20 protein-coding genes and 1 pseudogene are annotated in these 22,158 nt (G+C 61.5%); 9 read left to right on the top strand and 12 right to left on the bottom strand.

Going from position 1 to position 22,158, the window contains the following annotated elements:
- Positions 1 to 2: 2 nt before the first annotated feature.
- The gene (locus ACQY1J_RS17200; RefSeq protein WP_430250407.1) at positions 3 to 2,234 is read right to left on the bottom strand and encodes a pseudouridine synthase; all 2,232 of its coding nucleotides are present in this window, start codon (positions 2,232 to 2,234) and stop codon (positions 3 to 5) included.
- A gap of 144 nt (positions 2,235 to 2,378) precedes the next feature.
- Here ACQY1J_RS17200 and ACQY1J_RS17205 point away from each other — a divergent pair, with 144 nt between their 5' ends.
- On the top strand, positions 2,379 to 2,831 hold the full coding sequence (locus ACQY1J_RS17205; RefSeq protein WP_113165577.1) for a nucleoside deaminase: 453 nt from the start codon (positions 2,379 to 2,381) through the stop codon (positions 2,829 to 2,831).
- A 13-nt stretch (positions 2,832 to 2,844) separates the two neighbouring features.
- On the opposite strand, the gene ACQY1J_RS17210 is transcribed toward ACQY1J_RS17205, so the two are convergent.
- Both ACQY1J_RS17210 and ileS read right to left on the bottom strand, forming a co-directional pair.
- The gene (locus ACQY1J_RS17210; protein WP_062454852.1) at positions 2,845 to 3,483 is read right to left on the bottom strand and encodes a hypothetical protein; all 639 of its coding nucleotides are present in this window, start codon (positions 3,481 to 3,483) and stop codon (positions 2,845 to 2,847) included.
- A gap of 135 nt (positions 3,484 to 3,618) precedes the next feature.
- Positions 3,619 to 6,594 carry an isoleucine--tRNA ligase gene (gene ileS / locus ACQY1J_RS17215; protein ID WP_430250408.1) on the bottom strand — a complete coding sequence of 992 codons (2,976 nt, stop codon included), beginning with the start codon at positions 6,592 to 6,594 and terminating at the stop codon, positions 3,619 to 3,621.
- Positions 6,595 to 6,891: 297 nt separating this feature from the next.
- Between ileS and ACQY1J_RS17220 the strand changes: the two genes are divergently transcribed.
- On the top strand, positions 6,892 to 7,116 hold the full coding sequence (locus ACQY1J_RS17220) for a hypothetical protein (RefSeq protein WP_430250409.1): 225 nt from the start codon (positions 6,892 to 6,894) through the stop codon (positions 7,114 to 7,116).
- A 5-nt stretch (positions 7,117 to 7,121) separates the two neighbouring features.
- Here ACQY1J_RS17220 and ACQY1J_RS17225 read toward each other — a convergent pair whose 3' ends face one another.
- Complete coding sequence (locus ACQY1J_RS17225; RefSeq protein ID WP_092661361.1) at positions 7,122 to 7,361, bottom strand: BrnA antitoxin family protein; 240 nt, start codon at positions 7,359 to 7,361, stop codon at positions 7,122 to 7,124.
- 80 nt (positions 7,362 to 7,441) lie between these two features.
- On the opposite strand from ACQY1J_RS17225, the gene ACQY1J_RS17230 reads away from it, so the two are divergent.
- Entirely contained in the window at positions 7,442 to 7,693 is a 252-nt protein-coding gene (locus ACQY1J_RS17230) for a DUF1902 domain-containing protein (RefSeq protein ID WP_162728240.1), read from the top strand.
- Between the two features lie 200 nt (positions 7,694 to 7,893).
- On the opposite strand, the gene ACQY1J_RS17235 is transcribed toward ACQY1J_RS17230, so the two are convergent.
- The 3 genes from ACQY1J_RS17235 to chrA all read right to left on the bottom strand — a co-directional run bounded on the left by ACQY1J_RS17235 (position 7,894) and on the right by chrA (position 11,231).
- Positions 7,894 to 8,874: a bifunctional riboflavin kinase/FAD synthetase gene (locus tag ACQY1J_RS17235; RefSeq protein WP_430250410.1), complete on the bottom strand. Its 981-nt coding sequence runs from the start codon at positions 8,872 to 8,874 to the stop codon at positions 7,894 to 7,896.
- 13 nt (positions 8,875 to 8,887) lie between these two features.
- A complete protein-coding gene (locus ACQY1J_RS17240) occupies positions 8,888 to 9,736 on the bottom strand; it encodes a TIGR01459 family HAD-type hydrolase (RefSeq protein ID WP_430250411.1) in 849 nt (282 codons plus the stop codon).
- 145 nt (positions 9,737 to 9,881) lie between these two features.
- A complete protein-coding gene (gene chrA, locus ACQY1J_RS17245; protein WP_430250412.1) occupies positions 9,882 to 11,231 on the bottom strand; it encodes a chromate efflux transporter in 1,350 nt (449 codons plus the stop codon).
- 158 nt (positions 11,232 to 11,389) lie between these two features.
- Between chrA and groES the strand changes: the two genes are divergently transcribed.
- From groES to ACQY1J_RS17260, 3 genes and pseudogenes are all read left to right on the top strand, one after another.
- Positions 11,390 to 11,686, top strand: a complete 297-nt coding sequence (groES, locus tag ACQY1J_RS17250) for a co-chaperone GroES (RefSeq protein ID WP_062453716.1) — start codon at positions 11,390 to 11,392, stop codon at positions 11,684 to 11,686.
- Between the two features lie 59 nt (positions 11,687 to 11,745).
- Positions 11,746 to 13,392 (top strand): chaperonin GroEL, encoded by a 1,647-nt coding sequence (groL, locus tag ACQY1J_RS17255; protein WP_062453717.1) that lies wholly within the window; start codon positions 11,746 to 11,748, stop codon positions 13,390 to 13,392.
- Between the two features lie 239 nt (positions 13,393 to 13,631).
- Positions 13,632 to 15,565, top strand: a pseudogene (locus ACQY1J_RS17260) (methyl-accepting chemotaxis protein).
- 118 nt (positions 15,566 to 15,683) lie between these two features.
- Here ACQY1J_RS17260 and ACQY1J_RS17265 read toward each other — a convergent pair.
- Positions 15,684 to 16,004: a hypothetical protein gene (locus ACQY1J_RS17265; protein WP_113165583.1), complete on the bottom strand. Its 321-nt coding sequence runs from the start codon at positions 16,002 to 16,004 to the stop codon at positions 15,684 to 15,686.
- A gap of 267 nt (positions 16,005 to 16,271) precedes the next feature.
- On the opposite strand from ACQY1J_RS17265, the gene ACQY1J_RS17270 reads away from it, so the two are divergent.
- Positions 16,272 to 16,718 (top strand): DoxX family protein, encoded by a 447-nt coding sequence (locus ACQY1J_RS17270; RefSeq protein WP_062453720.1) that lies wholly within the window; start codon positions 16,272 to 16,274, stop codon positions 16,716 to 16,718.
- Positions 16,719 to 16,789: 71 nt separating this feature from the next.
- Here ACQY1J_RS17270 and ACQY1J_RS17275 read toward each other — a convergent pair whose 3' ends face one another.
- The 4 genes from ACQY1J_RS17275 to hisS form a co-directional block, all read right to left on the bottom strand.
- Positions 16,790 to 17,407 (bottom strand): class I SAM-dependent DNA methyltransferase, encoded by a 618-nt coding sequence (locus tag ACQY1J_RS17275; protein WP_430250413.1) that lies wholly within the window; start codon positions 17,405 to 17,407, stop codon positions 16,790 to 16,792.
- Entirely contained in the window at positions 17,407 to 18,102 is a 696-nt protein-coding gene (gene hisG / locus ACQY1J_RS17280; protein WP_192076480.1) for an ATP phosphoribosyltransferase, read from the bottom strand. Before hisG ends, ACQY1J_RS17275 begins: the two co-directional genes overlap by 1 nt.
- Positions 18,102 to 19,217 carry an ATP phosphoribosyltransferase regulatory subunit gene (locus ACQY1J_RS17285; RefSeq protein WP_325261759.1) on the bottom strand — a complete coding sequence of 372 codons (1,116 nt, stop codon included), beginning with the start codon at positions 19,215 to 19,217 and terminating at the stop codon, positions 18,102 to 18,104. The genes hisG and ACQY1J_RS17285 overlap by 1 nt, the downstream gene beginning before the upstream one ends.
- A 171-nt stretch (positions 19,218 to 19,388) precedes the next feature.
- Positions 19,389 to 20,954 carry a histidine--tRNA ligase gene (gene hisS, locus ACQY1J_RS17290; protein WP_430250414.1) on the bottom strand — a complete coding sequence of 522 codons (1,566 nt, stop codon included), beginning with the start codon at positions 20,952 to 20,954 and terminating at the stop codon, positions 19,389 to 19,391.
- A 147-nt stretch (positions 20,955 to 21,101) separates the two neighbouring features.
- Between hisS and relB the strand changes: the two genes are divergently transcribed.
- Together relB and ACQY1J_RS17300 are read left to right on the top strand one after the other, a co-directional pair.
- Positions 21,102 to 21,335, top strand: a complete 234-nt coding sequence (gene relB / locus ACQY1J_RS17295) for a type II toxin-antitoxin system RelB family antitoxin (protein ID WP_184654024.1) — start codon at positions 21,102 to 21,104, stop codon at positions 21,333 to 21,335.
- Between the two features lie 33 nt (positions 21,336 to 21,368).
- On the top strand, positions 21,369 to 22,121 hold the full coding sequence (locus ACQY1J_RS17300) for a hypothetical protein (RefSeq protein ID WP_430250415.1): 753 nt from the start codon (positions 21,369 to 21,371) through the stop codon (positions 22,119 to 22,121).
- The last annotated feature ends 37 nt before the right edge of the window (positions 22,122 to 22,158 follow it).

The raw sequence follows: 22,158 nt of genomic DNA on the forward strand, positions 1-22,158 counted from the left end.
GATCAGCCTCTCGGGGTCCGCGGTTTTCCACCTGGGCCGCCTGATCGAGCGCCAGCCGGACGTCCGCCGGGCTTGCCACCCGAGGGGCGGCCACCCGAAGGCTTGCCACCGGACGGCTTACCGCCAAAGCTTGGCTTACCACCGCTCGGCTTGCCACCGAAGGATTTGCCGGCAGGCCGTGCACCTCTGGGCTTATCGCCGAACGCGGGCTTGTCACCGAACGGACGATCCGAGCGCGGACGATCGGGACGACCTTCTCCAGCACTGAACGAGCGTGCGGGACGATCACCATCCTCGCGCGGGCGACGGTCGCCCGTTGGCCGGTCACGTGTTGGGCGGTCACCCGTCGGGCGGTCACCACGCGCAGGCCTGTCACCATAAGGGCGATCCGAGCGCGGACGATCGGAGCGGCCTTCTCCGGCGTTGAACGCACGGGCGGGACGGTCACCATCCTGACGCGGGCGACGGTCGCCGCTTGGGCGGTCACCTGTCGGACGATCTCCACGGGAGGGACGATCACCGAACGAACGCTCGCCACGGGGCTTGTCGCCATAGGGACGATCGCCGCTTTCGCGTGGCTTGCGGTCGCCGAAGGAGCGCTCGCCTCTCGGGCTGTCACCGCGGGGGCTATCGCTGCGGGGTCTGTCGCTTCTCGGCTTGTCGCCACGGGGTTTGTCACCGCGGGGTTTGTCACCGAAGGAACGCTTGGCGCCGAATTCGCCCTTTTCCGGCTCCGGCGGAGAATCCGCACGGATCCAGTCGGCGTCGTCATCGGCGCGCTTCACGATCACGCGGCGGTCATTTTCCGGCACCTGTTTCCTGAACAGCTGCTCTGCCTGGGCACGAGCGGAAACCGCCCGGACGCTGCCGTCGGCGTTTGGACGCGCACCCGGCGCCATCCAGACATTGGCGGTGCGGCTGGTGCCCATCGGCGGACGCTTCTTCGGCTTTTCGTCGCCGAGATCACGGTCGTTGGACTTGAAGCCTGGCTTTGCGCCGAACTTGCCCTCGGGCTTTGCGCCGAATTTGCCGGCCGGCTTTTCGGAGAACTTGCGTTCGGTCGCCTTGGTATCGAGACGGCCGAGCGAGCGCTCGCGTCTGTCCTCGTCGCGAGGACGTGCCGGGCGATCCGCCGGGCTCGACCATTCGGAGCGGGAGGAGCGCGCCGGCTTCTCGTCTTCAGCAGCGGCAGGCGTTTCGTTGTAGATCGGCGCGTCGAAATTCGCCTTCGCTTCTTCGATCAGGCGCGGACCGAGCTGGTCGCGCAGCGTGCGGCCGCGCACTTCCATGACCTCGCCTTCCGGCAGGTCACCGAGCTGGAACGGGCCGTAGGAGATACGGATCAGGCGGTTGACTTCAAGCCCGAGCGCGCCGAGGACGTTCTTGATCTCGCGGTTCTTGCCTTCGCGAAGACCCATGGTGATCCAGACGTTGCGGCCCTGCGAACGGTCGAGCGTGGCTTCGATCGAGCCATAGAGAACGCCATCGACGGCAATGCCGTCCTTCAGCTTGTCGAGCAATTCCTGATCCACCTCGCCATGGGCGCGGACGCGATAGCGGCGCAGCCAGCCGGTGGTCGGAAGTTCCAGCACGCGCGACAGACCGCCATCGTTGGTGAGAAGCAGCAGGCCTTCGGTATTGATGTCGAGGCGACCGATGGAGAGCACCCGCGGCAGTTCGCCGGGCAGGTTTTCAAACACGGTCTGACGTCCTTCCGGATCGGAATTCGTCGTCACCAGGCCGCCGGGCTTATGGTAGAGCCACAGGCGCGTGCGCTCGACACCGCGGATCGGCACGCCATCCACCTCGATCGCATCGTCGAAGGTGACGTTGACGACAGGCGTATCGAGAACCTTGCCGTTGAGCGACACACGGCCATCCATGATCATCCGCTCGATATCGCGGCGGGACGCCACGCCGACGCGGGCGAGGATCTTGGAAATGCGCTCGGGCTTGCCATCCGACGCTGCCGTTTCGGCAGAGGCTGCCTGACGGCGCATCGGCTTTGCCGGCTTGTCGGCGGCAGCGTTTTCGCCACGGGGCTTTTCAGCGCGCGGCGCAACGGAGCGCGGACGTTCTGAGCGGGGCGCGTCGGAACCGGGCTTTGCGGGCGCCCGTTTCTTGAAGCCCGTCCCCGTCTTTGTCTTGCCGGCTGCAGCATCTGCAGATTTCGGCTTGATCTCGCGGATGAAGGTTTTGGCTTCGCCGCGCTTCGGCTTGTCTTTTGAAGTCATTTGTTGTTTGCCTGAAGCATGATGTCTACGGAAACGAACCGGACATTCGTGTTCGTGGATGGTGATGAAACACGCGCACAGCGCGCTTCGTGTTGAATGCTTCCTACCAGTTCATGCGAGCCGGGTTAAGAGGAAATCGCGGAAATGCCCAAGAGCGACGGTTTCATGGATGCCGCACTCACAGAAGCCAGGCTTGCAGCGGCACAGGGCGAAGTTCCCGTGGGTGCCGTGCTGGTCATGGACGGCGAGATTATCGCCAGATCCGGCAACCTGACCCGCACCAAGAACGACGTGACGGCGCATGCCGAGATTGCGGTTATGCGGGCTGCGGCCGGGGTTCTCGGCCAGGAACGGCTTAGTGGTGCCGATCTTTACGTGACGCTGGAACCATGCACCATGTGTGCGGCGGCGATTTCGTTCGCGCGAATTCGCCGGCTGTATTACGGCGCGGGAGATCCGAAGGGGGGCGCTGTGGAAAATGGCGTGCGTTTCTTTGCACAACCGAGCTGCCATCACGCGCCGGACGTCTATTCCGGGCTCGGAGAGCGGGAAGCCGCCGACATTCTGACAGGCTTCTTTCGCTCACGCCGGGATTAGGCAAGACAAGGTCTTACTGGAAGGGCTTCCACCAGCTGCTGTTCGACGCCTGGGTTGCGCTCTGCGCTTCCTTCTTGCGACGGCGCTCCTTCTCGTTCTCGGGTTCTCCGAGATCCTGAAGCGTTGCGGCATCGGCGGCACGGAATTCAGCCGGCGGCTCGGACAGGGAACGGCGGCGCGAGCCCATGTTGACCGTTTCGACATCCTGCTTGGCCTTGCGGAAGGCTTCCCATTTTTCCGTTTCGGTCATCTGACCGCCCTGGCCACGACCGGCCATCAGCGGCGAACGGTAATTGTTGTTGCCTTCGTTTTCCTTGGCTTCCAGACGCAGGCGCGCACGGGTCTCTTCCGGAGATTCAACCCAGTTCGGGTTGCTTTCGCGGTTGGCGAGCGACTGCTGGGGCGCCGGCAGGCTGGCCTGCCCCTTGCCGGCAACGACCAGCGTCGGGCGGGGATTGTAGCGCAGCTTTTCTTTTTCTTCATCGCGGGCGCTGCCGAGAGCCACGGCTGCTCCAAGATCGTCGCCGAGCTGGGCCATTGCCGTCTTGTCGGTGCCATAGGTCGGGCCGCCCATGCAGCCGGAAAGAGACACGGTTGCAGCCAGCATGCCAACCGCACCGATCGCGGCACGAAACGCATAAGTCGTTTTCATCAAACCCCTACCATCGGCGCCCGTCCTGACGCCTTCAAAACCGGAAGTCATCTCGTGCCGGAACATTCCGGCCAATTTCAGGCAGGAATACCGGATGACGCGGGCAAGCGCAATCATCCGGTAATCTGCAAGCCATCAAAGCCGGCCAAGCTTGGCCAGTTCAGTCAGTGCCGCCGCATCGCGGGCCGAAACATCCGGCCAGGCGGGATCGGACCCGACATCCGTCGTGACGCGCCACGAGCGGGCGCATTTGACGCCGTCCGCAGGCTTCGGCTCGACCGATACGCCCGACACTTCCGACAGACGGAACGCTGTCTGCGGGCCTTCGTCTGCCACGATCGTGATCGCGGACGTGATGCAGGTCTCTTCGAAATCCAGTCCTTCCAGCGCCTTCAAAAGCTCGGCATCGGCGACATGGACGACGGGAGCGGCTTCCAGCGACGAACCGATGCGCTTGTCCTTGCGCTCGATTTCCAGCGCGCCTGTGACGACCGAGCGAACCTTGCGGATCTTTGCCCATTTCTCGGCAACCGCATCGTTCTTCCATTCGGAGGGCACATCCGGGAACTGTTCTAGATGCACGGAGACGGCATCGGGCTTCAGGGACAGCCATGCCTCTTCCGTGGTGAAGGGCAGCATCGGTGCGAGCCAGGTGACCGTGCATTCGAAGATCTTGCGGATGACGGCAAGCGAGGCGCGACGGCGCAGCGACGACGGGGCGTCGCAATAGAGCGCGTCCTTGCGGATGTCGAAGTAGAAGGCCGAGAGTTCGATATTGCTGAAATCGATCAGCGCGCGGGCGATCTTCTTGAATTCGAACGCGTCATAGCCTTCACGCACCAGCTTATCCAGCTCGGACAGGCGGTGCAGCATGAGCTTTTCGAGTTCCGGCAGCTCGGCATAAGCGATCTCTTCGCCATCGTCGTGGGCCAGCGTGCCGAGCATCCAGCGGATGGTGTTGCGCAGCTTGCGATAGGCATCGACATTGGTCTGGATGATCGTCTTGCCAAGGCGCTGGTCTTCCCAATAGTCGGTGGTCATGACCCAGAGACGCAGGATATCGGCGCCGGCATCCTTCATGACATCCTGCGGCGCCACGACATTGCCGAGCGACTTCGACATTTTCTGGCCCTTCTCATCCATGGTGAAACCATGGGTGACGACCGTGTCATAGGGCGCGCGGCCGCGGGTGGCGGCCGACTCCAGAAGCGACGAATGGAACCAGCCGCGATGCTGGTCGGAGCCTTCGAGATAGACGTCGGCCGGCCATTTCAGGTCCGGACGGTCTTCGAGGGTAAACGTGTGCGTCGAGCCTGAATCGAACCAGACGTCGAGGATATCCATGACCTGCGTCCACTTGGCGCCGTCATGGGCATTGCCGAGGAAGCGTTCCTTGGCGCCTTCGGCAAACCAGGCATCGGCCCCTTCGGCGTCGAAGGCTTCCAGGATGCGGGCATTGACCTCTTCGTCCTGCAGGACATTGCCTTCCTCATCCGCAAACACGCAGATCGGGACGCCCCAGGCGCGCTGGCGGGAGAGAACCCAGTCCGGGCGCTGCTCGATCATGGCGCGCAGGCGGTTCTGGCCGGCGGCGGGCACGAAGCGGGTATCGTCGATGGCGGTCAGCGCACGGGTGCGAAGCGTCGTTCCGTCCGCGAGGTCCTTGTCCATATAGACGAACCACTGCGGCGTATTGCGGAAGATGATCGGCTTCTTGGAGCGCCACGAATGCGGATAGGAGTGCTTCAGGCGGCCACGGGCAAACAGCGCGTTGCGTTCGATCAGCGCCTTGATGACGCGATCGTTGGCATCGCCCTTCTTGCCGTTGTCATCCATGACGCGAGCACCCTCGAAACCGGGGGCGTCGGTGGTGTAGGTGCCGCTATCATCGACCGGGAACGGGATGCGCGGATCGATGCCGCGGGCTTCGAGTTCCTTGACGCTGGACATCCAGGCCTCAAAGTCCTCGCGGCCGTGGGACGGAGCGGTGTGGACGAAACCGGTACCGGCATCGTCGGTGACATGGTCGCCGGCGAGGAGTGGGACGGTGAAGTCGTAGCCAAGGTCCTTAAGGGGATGGGCAGTTGTCATCGAAGCAAGCTCGCGCGCAGAAACATCTGCCAAACGCTTGAAGGCAAGCTTCGCCTTTGCGGCAGATTCCGCTGAAAGGCTGTCCGCAAAGATCAGCTTTTCGCCCGGCTGCGGACCGAAGTCGTTAGCCGCTTCGGTAACTTCATAGAGCCCGTAAGCGACCTTCGGCGAATAGGCGATCGCGCGGTTGCCCGGGATGGTCCAAGGCGTGGTCGTCCAGATGACAACTGATGCCTGCGTAAGATCGTGCAGCTGGTCGCCGGCGCTTGCTTGGACATCTTCTTGCGTGCCTGCCCCATCAAGCCGGCTATGGCCGGTTGCTTTCATTACCGGGAACTTCACCCAGATCGTGTCGCTCTCGTAATCGTGGTATTCGACCTCGGCTTCGGCAAGCGCAGTGCGCTCGACAACCGACCACATGATCGGCTTCGACCCACGATACAGCTGGCCGCTCATCGCGATCTTCAGAAGTTCGCCGGCGATGCGGCTTTCCGAGTGGAAATCCATGGTCAGGTAGGGCTTGTCGAAATCGCCGACGATGCCGAGGCGCTTGAATTCTTCCGCCTGGATCGCGATCCACTTCTGCGCATAGGCGCGGCATTCCTTGCGGAACTCGATCATCGCATCCGGCTGCTTCAGGTCGGGCTTGGCCTTGCCCTTGGCGCGGTAGTTCTCTTCCTCGATCTTCCACTCGATCGGCAGACCGTGACAATCCCAGCCGGGAACGTAGTTGGCGTCATAGCCGCGCATCTGGAACGAGCGGGTGATGACGTCCTTGAGGATCTTGTTGAGCGCATGGCCGATGTGGATGTTGCCGTTGGCATAGGGAGGGCCATCGTGCAGGACGAACTTTTCGCGACCGGCGGCAGAGGCGCGCAGCTTCTTGTAGAGATCCATCTCGCGCCAGCGCGCAACCGTTTCCGGCTCTTTCTGCGGCAGGCCTGCGCGCATCGGAAACTCGGTCTCGGGCAGATAGAGGGTCTTCGAGTAATCGAGCTTTTCAGTCACTGTATCGGTCATATTGGCTATCGTCTCTGGCGCCGGGACAGGGGCGCATGCGGATGAAATCGGTGGCAGAAGCGCTCCTGGAAGCGCCGAAAACCCGGACCCTCCGGCCGACTGTTCAAGCCGCGCGGAAGGCCGGGCCGATAATTCGTATGATCATCGCGGCCATGATCCTGGCCCGCCGGAAATCTGTCATGGGGGCGGTTATTACGGTGTTTTTCGGGTGAAAGGAAGGGGCAAAACGGTAGCCCGTCCTGCGCGCTTGTTGGCAATTCGGACAGCGTGTATCTTCCAGCCTGAGAGGTAACGCCGATGACGAAAGACGCTTCGTTGACACTGCAGATCGATCGGTCGCTGCATGACGAGTTCATGGAAGCTGCCGAGGCTGCCAATCAATCGCCATCGAAAGTTCTGCTGGGCCTGATGCAGGACTATCTCCTGCAGCAGAAGATGGCTCCGGATTATCTCGCATTTCTGCAGAAGAAGGCAGACATTGCTCGCGGCGAACTGACCGCGGGCGAAAGTTTTTCGGGCTAGGACCGTTAATCCTTCGGGTTCGCCTTCATCACCGCCACCAAGGCATCGTTGATGCGATCCTGCCAGCCGGGGCCGTCGTCCTGGAAATATTCGATCACGGCGCTGTCGAGCTTCAGGGACACGAGTTCCTTTGCCTGAGGAGCGGCGCGTCGTTCCACTGCCGGAGCAGCGGGTTTCTTGACCGGCTTGAACAGCGCTTCGGCCGCTTCCATCGGGTTTACGGGCCTGCGGGGTGGAGTTGCCATGGGATATCATTCCTGCGTTGCGGACTACTGATGACAGATATATGGTTTTCGGGAAACCGCAGACCTTCAGAGTAGACACCGTGAAGAGAACATTCTTTATCAAAGCTGTCTGGGATGAAGAAGCCAGGGTCTTCTATTCGGAGAGCGACATCGAGGGCCTTCATATCGAGGCGCCCGACGTGGATTCTTTTGAAGACGTCATCTTCGATGCAGCCATCGATCTCATCGTTGCCAATCATATATCCGCAGAGGATCTGGCACAGACGCCGGTGAAGGACCTCATCCCGGCAATTCTCTGGCAACGGCCCGCCGAGATGACGGCGGCCGCCTGATGGTGGACGGTTTTTACAAGACCGTCCGCTCGATCATTTCAGAACTCGGCTATGTTTACCTGACGAATGCCAAGGGCTCTCACGAAAAGTGGCAATCGAAGGCGACGGGGAAGATAATTCTCGTACCCCGCACTCTTCTCAGCCGCCACACAGCGAATGCCATTCTGAAAGACGCCGGGTCGGACAGGCGCCTCTAAAGCCTAAAACGCGATCTTCATGTCCAGTTCGCCGAGCGGCTTTACGCCTGAAAGCAGTGCCCTCGCCTCTTCCTCGTCGTTTTTCATCTGCGCGACCAAGGGGTCGAGGCCGTCGAATTTGAGTTCGGGGCGCAGATAGCCGAAGAAGGAGACCGAGCTGATCTCGCCGTAGAGGTTTCCGGAGAAATCGAACAGATAGGTTTCGAGGAGCGGTGCACCGTCGTCCGTCACCGTCGGGCGGCGACCGTAGCTTGCAACGCCGTCATGCAGCGTGCCGTCGGCTCGTCTGAAGCGCACGGCGTAGATGCCGGGCTTGAGTTCCGTTTCAGGGGCAAGCTTCATGTTCGCTGTGGGATAGCCGAGCTGTCGGCCAAGCTGTTCGCCGCCGATCACTTCCGCTCCGACCGTGTAGCGATAGCCGAGCAGGCCTGCCGCAGCGACAACGTCTCCTTCGGCGATCAGATCGCGAATGCGGCTCGACGACACGACTTCCGCGTTTTCATCGCGAAACGCATCCACCAGCGACACGGTGAAGTCGTGACGATCGCCGGCGGTCATCAGGAAGGCCGGTCCGCCTTCGCGGCCCTTGCCGAAATGGAAGTCGAAGCCCGTGACGACGGCGCTTGCGCCCAGCCAGTCGGTCAGGATCGTCTTCACGAAATCTTCTGCCGAACGGGTCGCGAAGTCGCGGTCGAACGGGTACTCGATCACGGAGCGAAATCCCATCGCTTCCAAGAGCCGTGCCTTCAGCGGTGCCGGCGTCAGCCGGAAGACAGGCTGGTCAGGCTTGAAGACGGTGCGCGGATGCGGCTCGAACGTCAACACGAGTGCGGGCACGCCGCGTTCACTGGCGAGTTCCAGCGCCCGATCGAGCACACTGCGATGGCCGCGATGGACGCCATCGAAATTGCCGATCGCGACGACGCCGCCCTTGAGGCTTTCGGGCAGCGGCTCCTTCATTTCGTTGCGGTGAAATACGGTCATGACAGGTTCCGGATCAGGCGAGGCGCGGCATCCAGAATTTCGGCGCCGCGTTCTCGCTTTTCAGCCATTCCTGCATGATCGCCTCATCGGTTTCGCCATCGACAGAATATTCCGCGATGTGAATGCCGGCACTGATATAAAGCAGGTCGAGGCCTTGCGAAAGCGCGCCACGAACATCGGTCGGCATGCCGTCGCCGATTGCGAGAACCCTCGCCTTGTCGACATCGCCGCGCTCCTTGCGGGCAAGCGAGAGCGCTTCGTCGTAGATCGGCTTGTGCGGCTTGCCGGCAACCCGCACCTGGCCGCCGAGCTGTTCGTAGTAGGCAGCGACCGCACCGGCGCAGGGAATGATCCGGTGACCGCGCTCGACGACCAGGTCCGGGTTGGCGCAGATCATCGGCACGTCGCGCGCAATGAAGGTGGTCAGCATCTGGGTATAGTCTTCGGGCACTTCCTTCTCGTCGTCGAAGAAGCCGGTGCAGACGACGCAATCGGCGTCGGCTTCAGAAACGATCTCGATACCCAGTCCGTCGAAGAAATTGAGGTCGCGTTCAGGCCCCAGCAGAAACACCTTCTTCGGACCTTCGGCGACCAGATGGCGGGTGACATCGCCTGAGGTGACGATCCGGTCATAGGTTCCATCGGGAACACCGAGCTGCTTCATCTGTTCGATGACGCCGGGTGCGGGACGCGGCGAGTTGGTGATCAGGACGACAGTGGCGCCGGCTTCTCTGGCGGCGGCCAGGGCCGTGCAGGAATGCTGGAAGGCTTCGACGCCGTTATGGACCACGCCCCAGACGTCCGAAAGCACGACATCGTAGCCCTCGATCACGTCGTTCAAATTCTGGATGCGATTTGCCATGTCAAAAGTTCCTGCCGGTTTTGCCTGCTCGATTAGGAGGCTGACATCGCAAACCGTTGGCGAGATTACAAGGGAGAAGGCGGTGAAAGCGGGCCGCGCGACGTAGATCCCGGCAAAACTTCATATTTTTGCAATGATACGATCCTCACGACATCAGGAAGATCTGGGCGAGAAAACCCGCCGCCGCGCTGATGGCGAGCACCGGCACCATGCCGAGCTTCAGGACGAACAGCATGATGGCGGAGGCTGCGAAAAGCAAAAGAGCGACGGGATCGAGGCTGGACCAGACCGGGACGGAAAGGCCAAATGCTGCTGGCGCAAAGAGATCGACGTGGCGAACCTCTCTGAACAGAACATGCAGGCCGAACCAGATCGCGAGGTTGAGGATGACGCCGACGACCGCGGCGGTGATGGCAGACAGCGCGCCGGAGAAAAGGGCGTTGCCGCGCAGGCGCTCGATCAGGGGGGCGCCTGCAAAGATGAAGACGAAGCTCGGCACGAAGGTTGCCCAGGCGACAAGCAGGCCGCCGACAATCCCGCCCGTGACGGGGCCGAGACCGGACGCTTCCCGGAAGCCGACGAGAAAGCCGACGAAGGACAAAACCAGCACGAGCGGGCCCGGCGTGGTTTCGGCAAGTGCCAGGCCGTCCAGCATTTCGCCCGGTTTCAGCCAGCCGTAATCGGCGACTGCGACCTGCGCCACATAGGCCAGAACCGCATAGGCGCCGCCGAAGGTGACCAGCGCCATCTTGGAGAAGAAGGCGAACAGACTGGAAAGGCTGTCCGGGGCACCGAAGGCCCAGAGCACCAGGACAGGCGACTGCCAGACGAGGATCCAGAATGAAAGCGTCGCGATCGTGCGGGCGATACCAGGTGTTTTCGCGCAGGGAGGACTGTCCTCTTTGGCGACGCTGTCTTGCGGTTGCTGCCCCCCTGCCCGCGTCATCAGATAGCCTGCGAGACCGGCCGCAAACACGACGAGCGGAAACGGCAGGCTGAAGAAGAACAGGGCCACGAAGGCAGCGGCGGCGACGCAGCGCAGGAATGTGGTTTTGAGCGTCCGGCGTCCGAGGCGGATCACGGCCTCCACGACGATCGCAAGGACCGCCGCCTTCAGGCCGAAGAACAGGCCGGCAAGCCATGTCGCATCCTGATAGAGGACGTAGGCCGCCGAAAGCCCCAGAATGATGGCAAGGCCGGGAAGGACGAAAAGCAAACCGGAAACGATACCGCCGCGCACGCCGAACAGCAGCCAACCTATATAGGTCGCCAGCTGCTGCGCTTCGGGGCCTGGCAGCAGCATGCAGTAGTTGAGGGCGTGCAGAAACCGCTCTTCCGAGAGCCAGCGTCTTTCTTCCACCAAAGTCTTGTGCATCATGCCGATCTGTCCGGCAGGCCCTCCGAAACTGAGGGCACCGATCCGGGCAAACACCGCCACGAGCTCACGAAAGCTCGGCGCCGGGCCCGGGTTTTGGTCGTTAAGCGTATTCTGCATGGCCGCTCCTTGAGCCCTGAATTTTTCAAGCCCGTTCTTGACTCAGCTCGCAGCCATCCTTATCTCGGGTCTCGTTAGCACTCTCGATAGATGAGTGCTAAACGTCACTCCGCGGGTCCTTGAGACCCGTCCATGTCATTTGATCGAGGGATTAGACAATGACAAGCACCAATTTTCGCCCCCTGCACGACCGCGTTGTAGTCAAGCGCGTCGAGTCTGAAGAAAAGACCAAGGGCGGCATCATCATTCCCGATACCGCCAAGGAAAAGCCAGCTGAAGGCGAAATCATCGCCGTTGGTCCTGGCGCCCGCGACGAAAGCGGCAAGCAGGTTGCACTCGACGTCAAGGTCGGCGACCGCGTTCTGTTCGGCAAGTGGTCGGGCACCGAAGTCAAGCTCGATGGCGTCGACCTTCTGATCATGAAGGAAGCCGACATCATGGGCATCATCGGCTGATTTTAGCCGACTGCTCTTCTTCCAATATTTGCTGACACCCCTTTTCAGGAGTTCCCAACATGGCAGCTAAAGAAATCAAGTTTGGCCGCACCGCGCGCGAAAAGATGCTTCACGGCGTCGATATCCTCGCTGACGCAGTGAAGGTCACGCTCGGCCCCAAGGGTCGTAACGTCATCATCGACAAGTCCTTCGGCGCTCCGCGCATCACCAAGGACGGTGTTTCGGTCGCCAAGGAAATCGAACTTGAAGACAAGTTCGAAAACATGGGCGCCCAGATGGTCCGCGAAGTTGCTTCGAAGACCAACGACATCGCCGGCGACGGCACCACGACTGCTACCGTTCTTGCACAGGCCATCGTTCGCGAAGGCAACAAGGCAGTGGCCGCCGGCATGAACCCGATGGACCTGAAGCGCGGCATCGATCTCGCCGTTGCAGAAGTCGTCAAGGATCTCCAGGCCAACGCCAAGAAGATCTCGACTTCGGAAGAAGTTGCACAGGTCGGCACGATTTCGGCAAACGGCGACGCACAGGTCGGCCGTGACATTGCTGAAGCCATGCAGAAGGTCGGCAACGAAGGTGTTATCACCGTCGAAGAAGCCAAGACCGCTGAAACCGAACTCGAAGTCGTCGAAGGCATGCAGTTCGACCGCGGCTACCTGTCGCCTTACTTCGTGACCAACCCGGAAAAGATGGTCGCCGATCTCGACGACGCTTACATCCTTCTGCACGAAAAGAAGCTTTCGAACCTTCAGGCCATGCTGCCTGTTCTCGAAGCTGTCGTTCAGACCGGCAAGCCGCTCCTCATCATCGCTGAAGACGTCGAAGGCGAAGCTCTTGCAACGCTCGTCGTCAACAAGCTGCGTGGCGGCCTGAAGATTGCTGCTGTCAAGGCTCCTGGCTTCGGCGATCGCCGCAAGGCCATGCTGGAAGACATCGCCATCCTGACGGGCGGCACTGTCATCTCCGAAGACCTCGGCATCAAGCTCGAAACCGTAACGCTCGACATGCTCGGCCGTTCGAAGAAGGTTTCGATCACCAAGGAAAATACGACGATCGTCGACGGCGCCGGTCAGAAGACCGACATCGAAGGCCGCGTTGCACAGATCAAGGCACAGATCGAAGAAACTTCTTCGGACTATGACCGCGAAAAGCTGCAGGAACGTCTTGCCAAGCTCGCTGGCGGCGTTGCCGTCATCCGCGTCGGCGGCTCCACGGAGATCGAAGTCAAGGAACGCAAGGACCGCATCGACGACGCGCTCAACGCGACGCGCGCTGCCGTTCAGGAAGGCATCGTCCCAGGCGGCGGTACCGCACTCCTGCGCGCTTCGACCAAGATCACGTCCAAGGGCGCGAACGACGACCAGGAAGCCGGCATCAACATCGTCCGCAAGGCGCTGCAGTCGCTGGTTCGCCAGATCGCAACCAACGCTGGTGACGAAGCTTCGATCGTTGTCGGCAAGATCCTCGACGGCGACAGCGACAACTTCGGCTACAACGCCCAGACGTCGGAATATGGCGACATGATCGCCATGGGCATCGTCGACCCGGTCAAGGTCGTTCGTACGGCTCTGCAGAACGCAGCTTCGGTTGCTTCGCTGCTGATCACCACCGAAGCCATGATTGCCGAACTTCCTAAGAAGGAATCGGCTGGCGGCGGCATGGGCGGCGGCGGCATGGGCGGCATGGGCGGAATGGACATGATGTGATCAGGCCGTAAGGTCTGCACATCTGATCCTTCAGGTTCAGTGTTTCGGAAAGGGCGTCGGGCAACCGGCGCCCTTTCTGCTATTGAGGCATACAGCATGCATAGCATTTCCCCCTCTGAACTTACCGAACGACAAGGACTGATAATTTTTATTCGTATAAAATAGTAATTCGGCAGTGACGCTCTTCTAAGCAACTTCACATTAACTGCGCTTAATCAAACACCAACGCGCAGGTTGCCATGAAGCACGTATCTTTGATCGGTAAATTTCTGACGCTCATGTCGTTCTTCGGCATATTCGTCGTCGCAACTGCCTTCTACAGCAGCAACAGCATTCGAACGCTGGATAGCGAGTATGGCGGGCTTCTCCAGCAGGAAAGCCTGGCAACTTTGGCAATTGCACGCGCCAATCGCTACATGCAGACCGGGCACGCTGCCGCTGGCGACGTGCTTGTGTCGCGCACTGACGAAGAGAACGCGAGCAATCTTGCGGCGTTTGAAAAAGCCAAATCCTCTTTTGGTGGCTGGATGGACAAGGCGATGGCGGCCCTTCCCGCTAATGCCAAGCTGGCGCCGATCAAGGCGGAAGGTTTGAGCGTTCTCAATGACGCTTGCGGCCCTGTGGTTCAGGCCGCAGCTCAGGCCACGGACGAGGCTGCCGTGCTGGCGTCTCAGGAAGCCTTCATGAGGGACTGCAAGCCGAAGTTTGCGGCCGTTACCGAAAAACTCACGGTGGTGACCGACGAAGTGATGACAGCTGCAAATCAGGAAAGCGAAAATCTCAGCGCCAGTGCGAAGACAACCATCTACGCCACTTTCGGGGCCGTTATCGGAGGTCTCGCCCTCGTGCTCGTCGCAGGCTTCTTCTTGATCCGTGCCTGGCTTGCACGACCCATCCAGCACTTGCAGCGCACGATGCTGACCCTTGCAAACGGGGATCTGTCGGCGCTGGTGGCCGGCGCGGACCGCCGCGACGAGGTCGGCAGCATGGCCAAGGCCTTGCAGGTGTTTAAGGACAATGCTCTGCGCAGCAAGGAAATGGGCACGAAGCCGAGCTGAACCGTACGACCCAGGAAGCGGACCGTGTCCGCAACGCGGAGAGCGAACGCCAACGCAGCGAGGCGATGGCCGAGGCGACCAATGGTCTGGCGGAAGGCCTCAAGCGGCTCTCGGCCGGAGACCTGACCTTCCAGTTGGACCGGGCTTTCGCCGCAGACTTCGAAGGCTTGCGAGCGGATTTCAACGACTCGGTCGCCAAGCTGCGCGACACGCTCCACTCCGTCGCCAACGCCACCAACGCGATCGACGGCGGATCCCGCGAACTCAGCCAGAGCGCCGGCGACCTGTCGAAACGTACCGAACAGCAGGCCGCCTCGCTCGAAGAGACAGCTGCAGCGCTCGACCAGATCACGGCCAATGTCAGCACCTCCACCAGCCGCACGGAGGAAGCCCGGTCGATGGCGATCGAAGCCAATCAATCGGCTGCCCAGTCCGGCGCCGTCGTTGCAAAAGCGGTCGATGCGATGCAGCGGATCGAACAGTCGTCCTCGCAGATCTCCAACATCATCGGCGTGATCGACGAAATCGCCTTCCAGACCAACCTTCTCGCCCTCAATGCGGGCGTTGAGGCGGCGCGCGCCGGTGAAGCCGGCAAGGGCTTTGCGGTGGTTGCCCAGGAAGTGCGCGAGCTCGCGCAGCGCTCCGCGCAGGCCGCAAAGGAGATCAAGGACCTGATCCGGAACTCGGCGTCCGAAGTCAAGAATGGCGTCGAACTGGTGAGCGCCACAGGCACTGCGCTTCAGGTGATCCAGAATCATGTCGTGGCGATCAATTCGCAGCTCGATGCGATTGCCACGTCCGCAAAGGAACAGTCGGTCGGCCTGTCGGAAGTCAATGTCGCCGTCAACCAGATGGACCAGGTAACCCAGCAGAACGCCGCGATGGTGGAAGAAGCAACGGCGGCAAGCGCGGCGCTTGCCCAGGAAGCCCAGCGCCTGCGTGAGCTCGTCGGCCGGTTCAACACCGAAGGCGACCGCGGAATGTCCGCATCGGTGCGCGTTGCCGATCACGCAACCGCCCGCGCCACCCCCTCGCCGGCACGCACCCTCGCCAAGAAGGTTGCGTCGGCCTTCGGTTCGCTAGCGCCAGCCGCCTCTAACTGGGAAGAGTTCTGATCGACCACATTGACGAACCGAAAGGGCGGTCTCCGGGCCGCCTTTTTTCGTTTCGCGCCCATAAAAAAACCGCCCGGCAGAGCCGGACGGTCGAGGGTCGTTGCAAGTGCCGCGCGGCTTAGTACATCGTGCGGCGGTTGTTGTTCTTGCGGTAGATGTTGCGCGACGCGTTGTTCTGGCGGCGCTCGATCTCGCGGCGCTCGCGCGGGGTGATTACGCCATCGCGGGCTGCGCGGTTCTGGGCGCGATCGATGCGGTTCTGCTGGCGAGCGATGTTGCGAAGCTCCTGCGGCGTCAGTTTGCCGGTGACGGCACCGCGGTAGATCCGGTTTTCCTGCCGGTTTTCGCGGCTTTCGCTGCGGTATGTCTGCGCAAAGCTCGGCACTGCAAATGCAGACGCCATGACGAGTGCGAGCGTGGTGATGGCGATCTTCTTCATATCTTCCTCCTAGTTCGAGGTCGAACTCAATGTGAGAACGACCCGATGGTAGGTGCCAAACGGTGAACCCCGGCTGAAGGTTGCGTTCACCTTCACTTGCATATGCGGTTTTCTGCACATTCTAAAATGGCCTTGATCGTTCACTTTTATGAGACAAACAGTCTCCGATCGTTCATCTTTCGCGTTTGGCAGAAACGGGTAATGTCCGGTTCAAGAATTCACACGCGGCGGGGAGAAAGATCCAGCGCCGCAACCCGGAGACCTCCCATGTCCAGCACCAACAACATCATCATTCTCGTCGCACGCATTCTTCTGTCGTTCATGTTCATCTTTGCCGGCTTCGGCAAGCTGGCCGATCCTGCAGGCACTGCCGGCATGATCGCAGGCGCCGGCATGCCGGCTGCAACTGCCCTTGCCTATCTCGCCGGCCTGTTCGAATTCGTTGCCGGTCTTGCCGTTCTCGTCGGCTTCCAGACCAAGATCGCCGGCTGGGCCATCGCCCTGTTCTGCATCTTCACCGGCGTGATGTTCCATTCGGGCACCGTTGCCGTTCCCGGCTGGCCGGATGCCGCTCTCGGCTGGATCAACACGCTCAACGGCATCATGCTGATGAAGAACGTGACGCTGGCCGGCGCCTACATCCTGCTCGCCACCTACGGCCCAGGTCTCTACTCGGTCGACGCACGCCGCGGCAAGGTTGCAATCGCAGCCTAACCTCTAAAGCGTTCCCTGCCATGAAGGCCCGCCAGTCAGCTGACTGGTGGGCTTTTTTTATTCTGGAATTGCTATGATGTCCGGCGGCGGATGTTCTTTGCCAGCCAGACGGTTGCGCCCCCGCATTGCGGATCCTGGGCGACGCTCGCCACCACCTCGAAGCCGTTTTTCGTGAGAAGCGCTTCGTATTCCTCCGGTGACAGGCTGGCGTGGTAAAGCGGTTCACCGCCGAACTCGCCCATCGCCTCGCCTTGGAAATGGCCGGCGGTAAACATCAGCGCCGCACCGGGGCCTGAAAGTGCTGCAAAGCGCGGAAACATGGCGCGCTGGTCCTGCGGGTTGAGGTGGAAGAAGCTGTGCCAGGCGATGATGCCATCGAACTTGGTCGGCTGGTAGAACTTGCGCATGTCGGCAACGATCCAGGCGCGGCCCGGAAACCGTTCGCGGGCAAGCCCGATCAGCGTTTCCGACGTATCGACACCGGTGAGGCGAAGACTGCGGCGGATGAGATCTGCCGCGATCGGTTCCGCTGCACCACAGCCGAGATCGAGCACGTGGCCGCGCGGCGGCATTGTTGCCGCAAACCTGTCGAGCCATGGTCGCTCGAACAGGGTCTTGCCGCGCAGCTTGTCGAAGGCAGCTGCGTGGCGTTCGTAGAGCCCGATGATATTGGCGTCTTCGCCGGCCATCAGAGCGCGTTGCGCACGGCGTCGACGATATGCGCGATGCGCGGATCGCCTTCATGCGCGGATTTGCGCGCTCTCACCAGGCAGGCCTGCGACTTGAGGATGACGCCATCCGACAGGATCTTCAGGTGGTTGGCGCGCAGTGTCGATCCGGTCGAGGTGATATCGACGATGATATCCGCCTGGCCTGCCGCCGGGGCGCCTTCCGTGGCGCCGAGGCTTTCGACGATGCGGTAAAGCTGGATGCCGTGCTGCGACGAGAAATGCTGCTGGGTGAGCCGCCAGTATTTCGTGGCGATCTGCAACCGCCGACCGTGACGCGCGCGGAAATCGGCGGCGACATCGCCGAGATCGGCCATGGTATCGACGTCGAGCCAGATCTCCGGAACGGCGACGACCACATCCGCATGGCCGAAACCGAGGCGGGCGACGATCTCGACCTGCCTGTCTGCATCGACCAGGCCTTCGCGCACGAGATCCTCGCCGGTGACGCCGAAATCGACGGCGCCGGCGCCGAGTTCACGGGCGATCTCGGAGGCCGAGAGAAAGGCGATCTCGATATCCTCATGGCCTTCGACGCGACCGCGATAGGAGCGATCATTGCCGACGGCGACGATGGGAAGGCCGGCGCGCTCGAAGATCGCCGAGGCGTCGTCCTTCATGCGGCCCTTGGAGGGCAAAGCGATGGTAATGGTCATCAGCGCGCCCTCGCCTGTTCGATCCGGTCGAGCCACAGCGAGAAGCCGACAGCCGGAATGTCGTCGACGGCGCCGAGCAGCGTCAGCAGCCGATCGAAGCGACCGCCGCCGACCAGAACCGCGTCCGACCCCTTTTGCGTGACCTCGAAGACGAGGCCGGTGTAATAATCGAGCGGACGACCGAAGGCAGCGCGATAGGTGATGCGCGACGGGTCCATGCCGAGATCCTGAAGCGCTGCAACGCGGGCTTCGAATTCGGAAAGCGCGTGGCCGAACGACAGGCCTGCGGCATCTGCAAAACCGGCAAGGGCGGCGGCGGCTTCCGAAAGCGGCAGTTCCAGCGACAGGAACTCGCTGAGCAGAAGAAGTGCCGCGCCATCCAGCCGGGTTTCGGCCAGCGCCAGCTTCTCCGTCAGCCGTGCAGCGATCTCGCGCGGCGAGCGGCTGGCATTGGTGGAATAGCCGGTGTCCTGCATGGTCCGGTCGATATGGTCGATCAGCGCCGCCTCGTCCTTGCGCAGGAGATCGGCAAGCTCCGGCGACAGGCCCGCGACCGGCTGCGGGGTGGCGAGCGTCAGCAGCAGTTGCTTCAGAAGCACTGTGTTGCCGAAGGCCTGGATCAGCCGCTTCTGCCAGCCGAGTGGCAGGCCGAGCGAGCGCACCACCGCTTCGAACACGGTCTGATCGCCGAGCGTGATCGTGAGTGCGCGACCGGGCAACAGGCCCGCGATGATTTCGACCGCATCGGTCACGGCCCGGGCATCGGCGCTCGCGACATTCTTCTCACCGAGATCCTCGATGCCGGCCTGATAGAACTCGTTGTCGCCGTCACGGCGCTGGCGAAACACTTCGCCGAGATAGCAATAACGCCGCGGCGTGCCGGTGGCGGTTTCGATATGGCGCAGGCAGACGGGAATGGTGAATTCCGGCCTCAGACACAGGCTTTCGCCGCGCTCGCTTTCTGTGAGGAAGATGCGACGGCGCAGATCCTCGCCGGCCATGTCGAGAAACGGTGCTGCCGGCTGGATCACCGGCGTATCGATGCGGGCCGCACCGCGACCGGCAAATTCATCGAGCAGGCGGCCGGAGAATTCGGGCATGTTGATCAGCGGCATGGGACGGCTCCCGGGTTTGCCGTGGAGTTGCCCCTCATCCGGCTGCCGCCACCTTCTCCCCGTTCTGACGGGGAGAAGGGATATGCCGCGCTGGTTCGCCCGGATATCGAGGTCGCTTGGGGCACGTCCCCTCTCCCCGCTTGCGGGGAGAGGGCTAGGGTGAGGGGCAGCTTAAGCATTCTTCGCCCGCCTGCGATCTTCGGCCTGGGCTGCCAGAATTTCCTGCACCTTGGCGACGAGATCGGTTTCTGCGACCGTATCCTGAGCGACGCGGGCTTCGCGCCATTCGGCATTGTCAGTGATCTCGCCGGAGAGGCGCTTGCCCTCGAACAGGTCCTTCAGCTGCACGACACCCTCTGCGCGCTCGTCGCCACCCTGGATGATGGCGATCGGGCAGCCGCGGCGATCGGCATATTTCAGCTGGTTGCCGAATTTCTTCCAGTTGCCCTGGTACATTTCGGCGCGAATGCCGGCATTGCGCAAGTCTTGCGTGAATTTCTGGTATCGCCCCATGCTCTCGACATCGCCATCCATGACGGTGACGAGAACCGGTGCGACCACCTCATCCTGGCCGAGCTTGCCGAGGTTCTTCAGCGCCGTCAGCAGGCGCGAGACGCCGATGGAGAAACCGGTGGCCGGCACCGGCTGGCCCATGAAGCGCGACACGAGACCATCATAACGACCACCGCCGCCGACCGAGCCGAAGACAACCTTTTCGCCCTTTTCGTTAGTGACGTCGAAGGTGAGCTCGGCTTCGAAGACCGGGCCGGTGTAGTATTCGAGGCCGCGGACGACGGAGGGATCTATTATGACCCGCATCTGTTCGTCCGTGGCGTCTGAACGATATTGGCTCGTGGTCGTTGAGTAACCTGCGGCCGCCAGTAAGCTGGCCATCTGATCCAATTCGGCAACCCCGGCGTCCAGAGTGTCATTGTTCCCAAAGCTGTCGAAAATTATGCGGAACGTCTGATTGAGACTACCCATCTGGGCCATCAGCAGGTCGATCAGCTTATCGGCGTTTTCGGGCTCTAAGCCTGCACCCTTGGTAAAGTCGCCCGACTCGTCCCTCCGACCCGCTCCCAACAGCAACTTCACACCCTCTGGGCCGAACTTGTCGAACTTGTCCATTGCCCGCAGCACGTTCAGACGCCTACCGGCATTCTCCTCACCGCCGAGGCCGATCGCTTCCATGACGCCATCCAAAACCTTGCGGTTGTTCACCCGGATCACGTAATCGCCGCGCTTGATACCCAGCGCTTCCATCGTGTCGGCCATCATCATGCACATTTCGGCATCGGCCTGGACGCCGGGTGCGCCGACCGTATCGGCGTCGAACTGCATGAACTGGCGGAAACGGCCGGGGCCGGGCTTTTCGTTGCGGAACACGTAGCCGGCGCGGTAGGTGCGGAACGGCAGCTGGATCTCGTTGAAGTTTTCGGCAACGTGGCGGGCGAGCGGCGCGGTCAGATCGTAGCGCAGCGACATCCACTGTTCGTCGTCGTCCTGCAGCGAGAAGACGCCCTCGTTGGGGCGGTCGCTGTCGGGCAGGAACTTGCCGAGCGCATCGGTATATTCGAACAGCGGCGTCTCGAGCGGATCGAAACCGTAGCGCTCGTAGACTTCGCGGATTTTTCCGACCATTTCGTTGGTGGCGTGGATATCGGCGCTCGAACGATCGACAAAGCCGCGCGGCAGGCGGGCCTTCAGTTTCTGGGGCTTCTTTTGTTTGTCGCTCATGATCGATATTCCATTGCCTTCGGGCCTTCGGGAAAGGCCGGATTAGTGTGCGGTTTCTTAGAGGATGACAGCCGGAGCGGCAAGGGCGGCGGCTGGCGAACAGGGTGGAGCGGTGGTATATATTGCGCCACCATAAGGGTTACGGCCATGAACAAGCGCGTCACGATCGAAATCCCGGAACCGATGCATCGCCTCCTCAGCCGCTATACCGATCTGCATGGCTTCGATACCGACGCTTATATTGCTCAGGTTCTCCACAAGCATCTCGAAGATCTCCATGATATGGCAGTCGCTGACGCGTATCTTAAAGAAGTCCGAAATGGCAATTCACGCACGTATACGATGAAACACGTCGAACGCGAGCTTGGCCTGAATGGTTGACAGAACTGGCAGCCAGGCCTCTATCGCTCACCCATGATCCTCGAAGCGCTTCATTACACCGCGACCCTGCCGGTCACGTCATCCGAATTTCGGCCATTCATCCGATCCTCGGTCAATCTCTGGTCGCGTGCCAGACGTTGCGCCGACGCCTGGGCACCGCATGAGGAGAATTGCAAGACGTTCATTCGCGAGACTATTGCGGACATGAAGCAGCGGCGGACCGTCGTCGTGCTTGGCTCCGGTCTGTTGCGCGACGTGCCGATCAATGATCTTGCGAAGGGTTTCGATACGGTCGTGCTGGTCGATCTGGTGCATCTCGCCTCCGTGCGGCTGCGGATGCTTGCGGGCAGATACCGGAATGTGCGGCTGATTTCGCGCAATCTCTCCGATCTCGACAAGGCACTTGCCGGCGACGTGCCGGAGCCTTTGGCGTTTCTGCGGCAGGTGCCGTATCTCGATCTCGTCGTCTCGGCCAACATCCTGTCTCAGATCGGCGTCGGTGCGAGGCGGCAGCTTGAGGAGATGAGGCACCCGGAGCCGGATGCCATCGTTGCCAAGCTTGTCAGCGCGCATCTGGACGGGATCTCCGCCCTGCCCTGCCGCCAGATCCTGTTGACCGATACCGCCTATAGAATTGTCGATCGGCAGGGAGAGGTTCTGGAGACAACGGATCTTCTGGCCGGCCTTACGCCGCCGCAGGCGGTCCGAGCCTGGTGCTGGCCGGTCGCGCCCTATGGCGAACTTGGCCGTGAGTATCAGGCTGTCCATGATGTGATCGCGCGGTAGCTTGATTTGCGCGAACCCGCGTTTTAGCTTCGGTGCA

Source organism: Neorhizobium sp. DAR64860/K0K1 (genome assembly GCF_050500205.1).
In the GTDB taxonomy this organism is placed as follows: Bacteria; Pseudomonadota; Alphaproteobacteria; order Rhizobiales; family Rhizobiaceae; genus Neorhizobium; species Neorhizobium soli.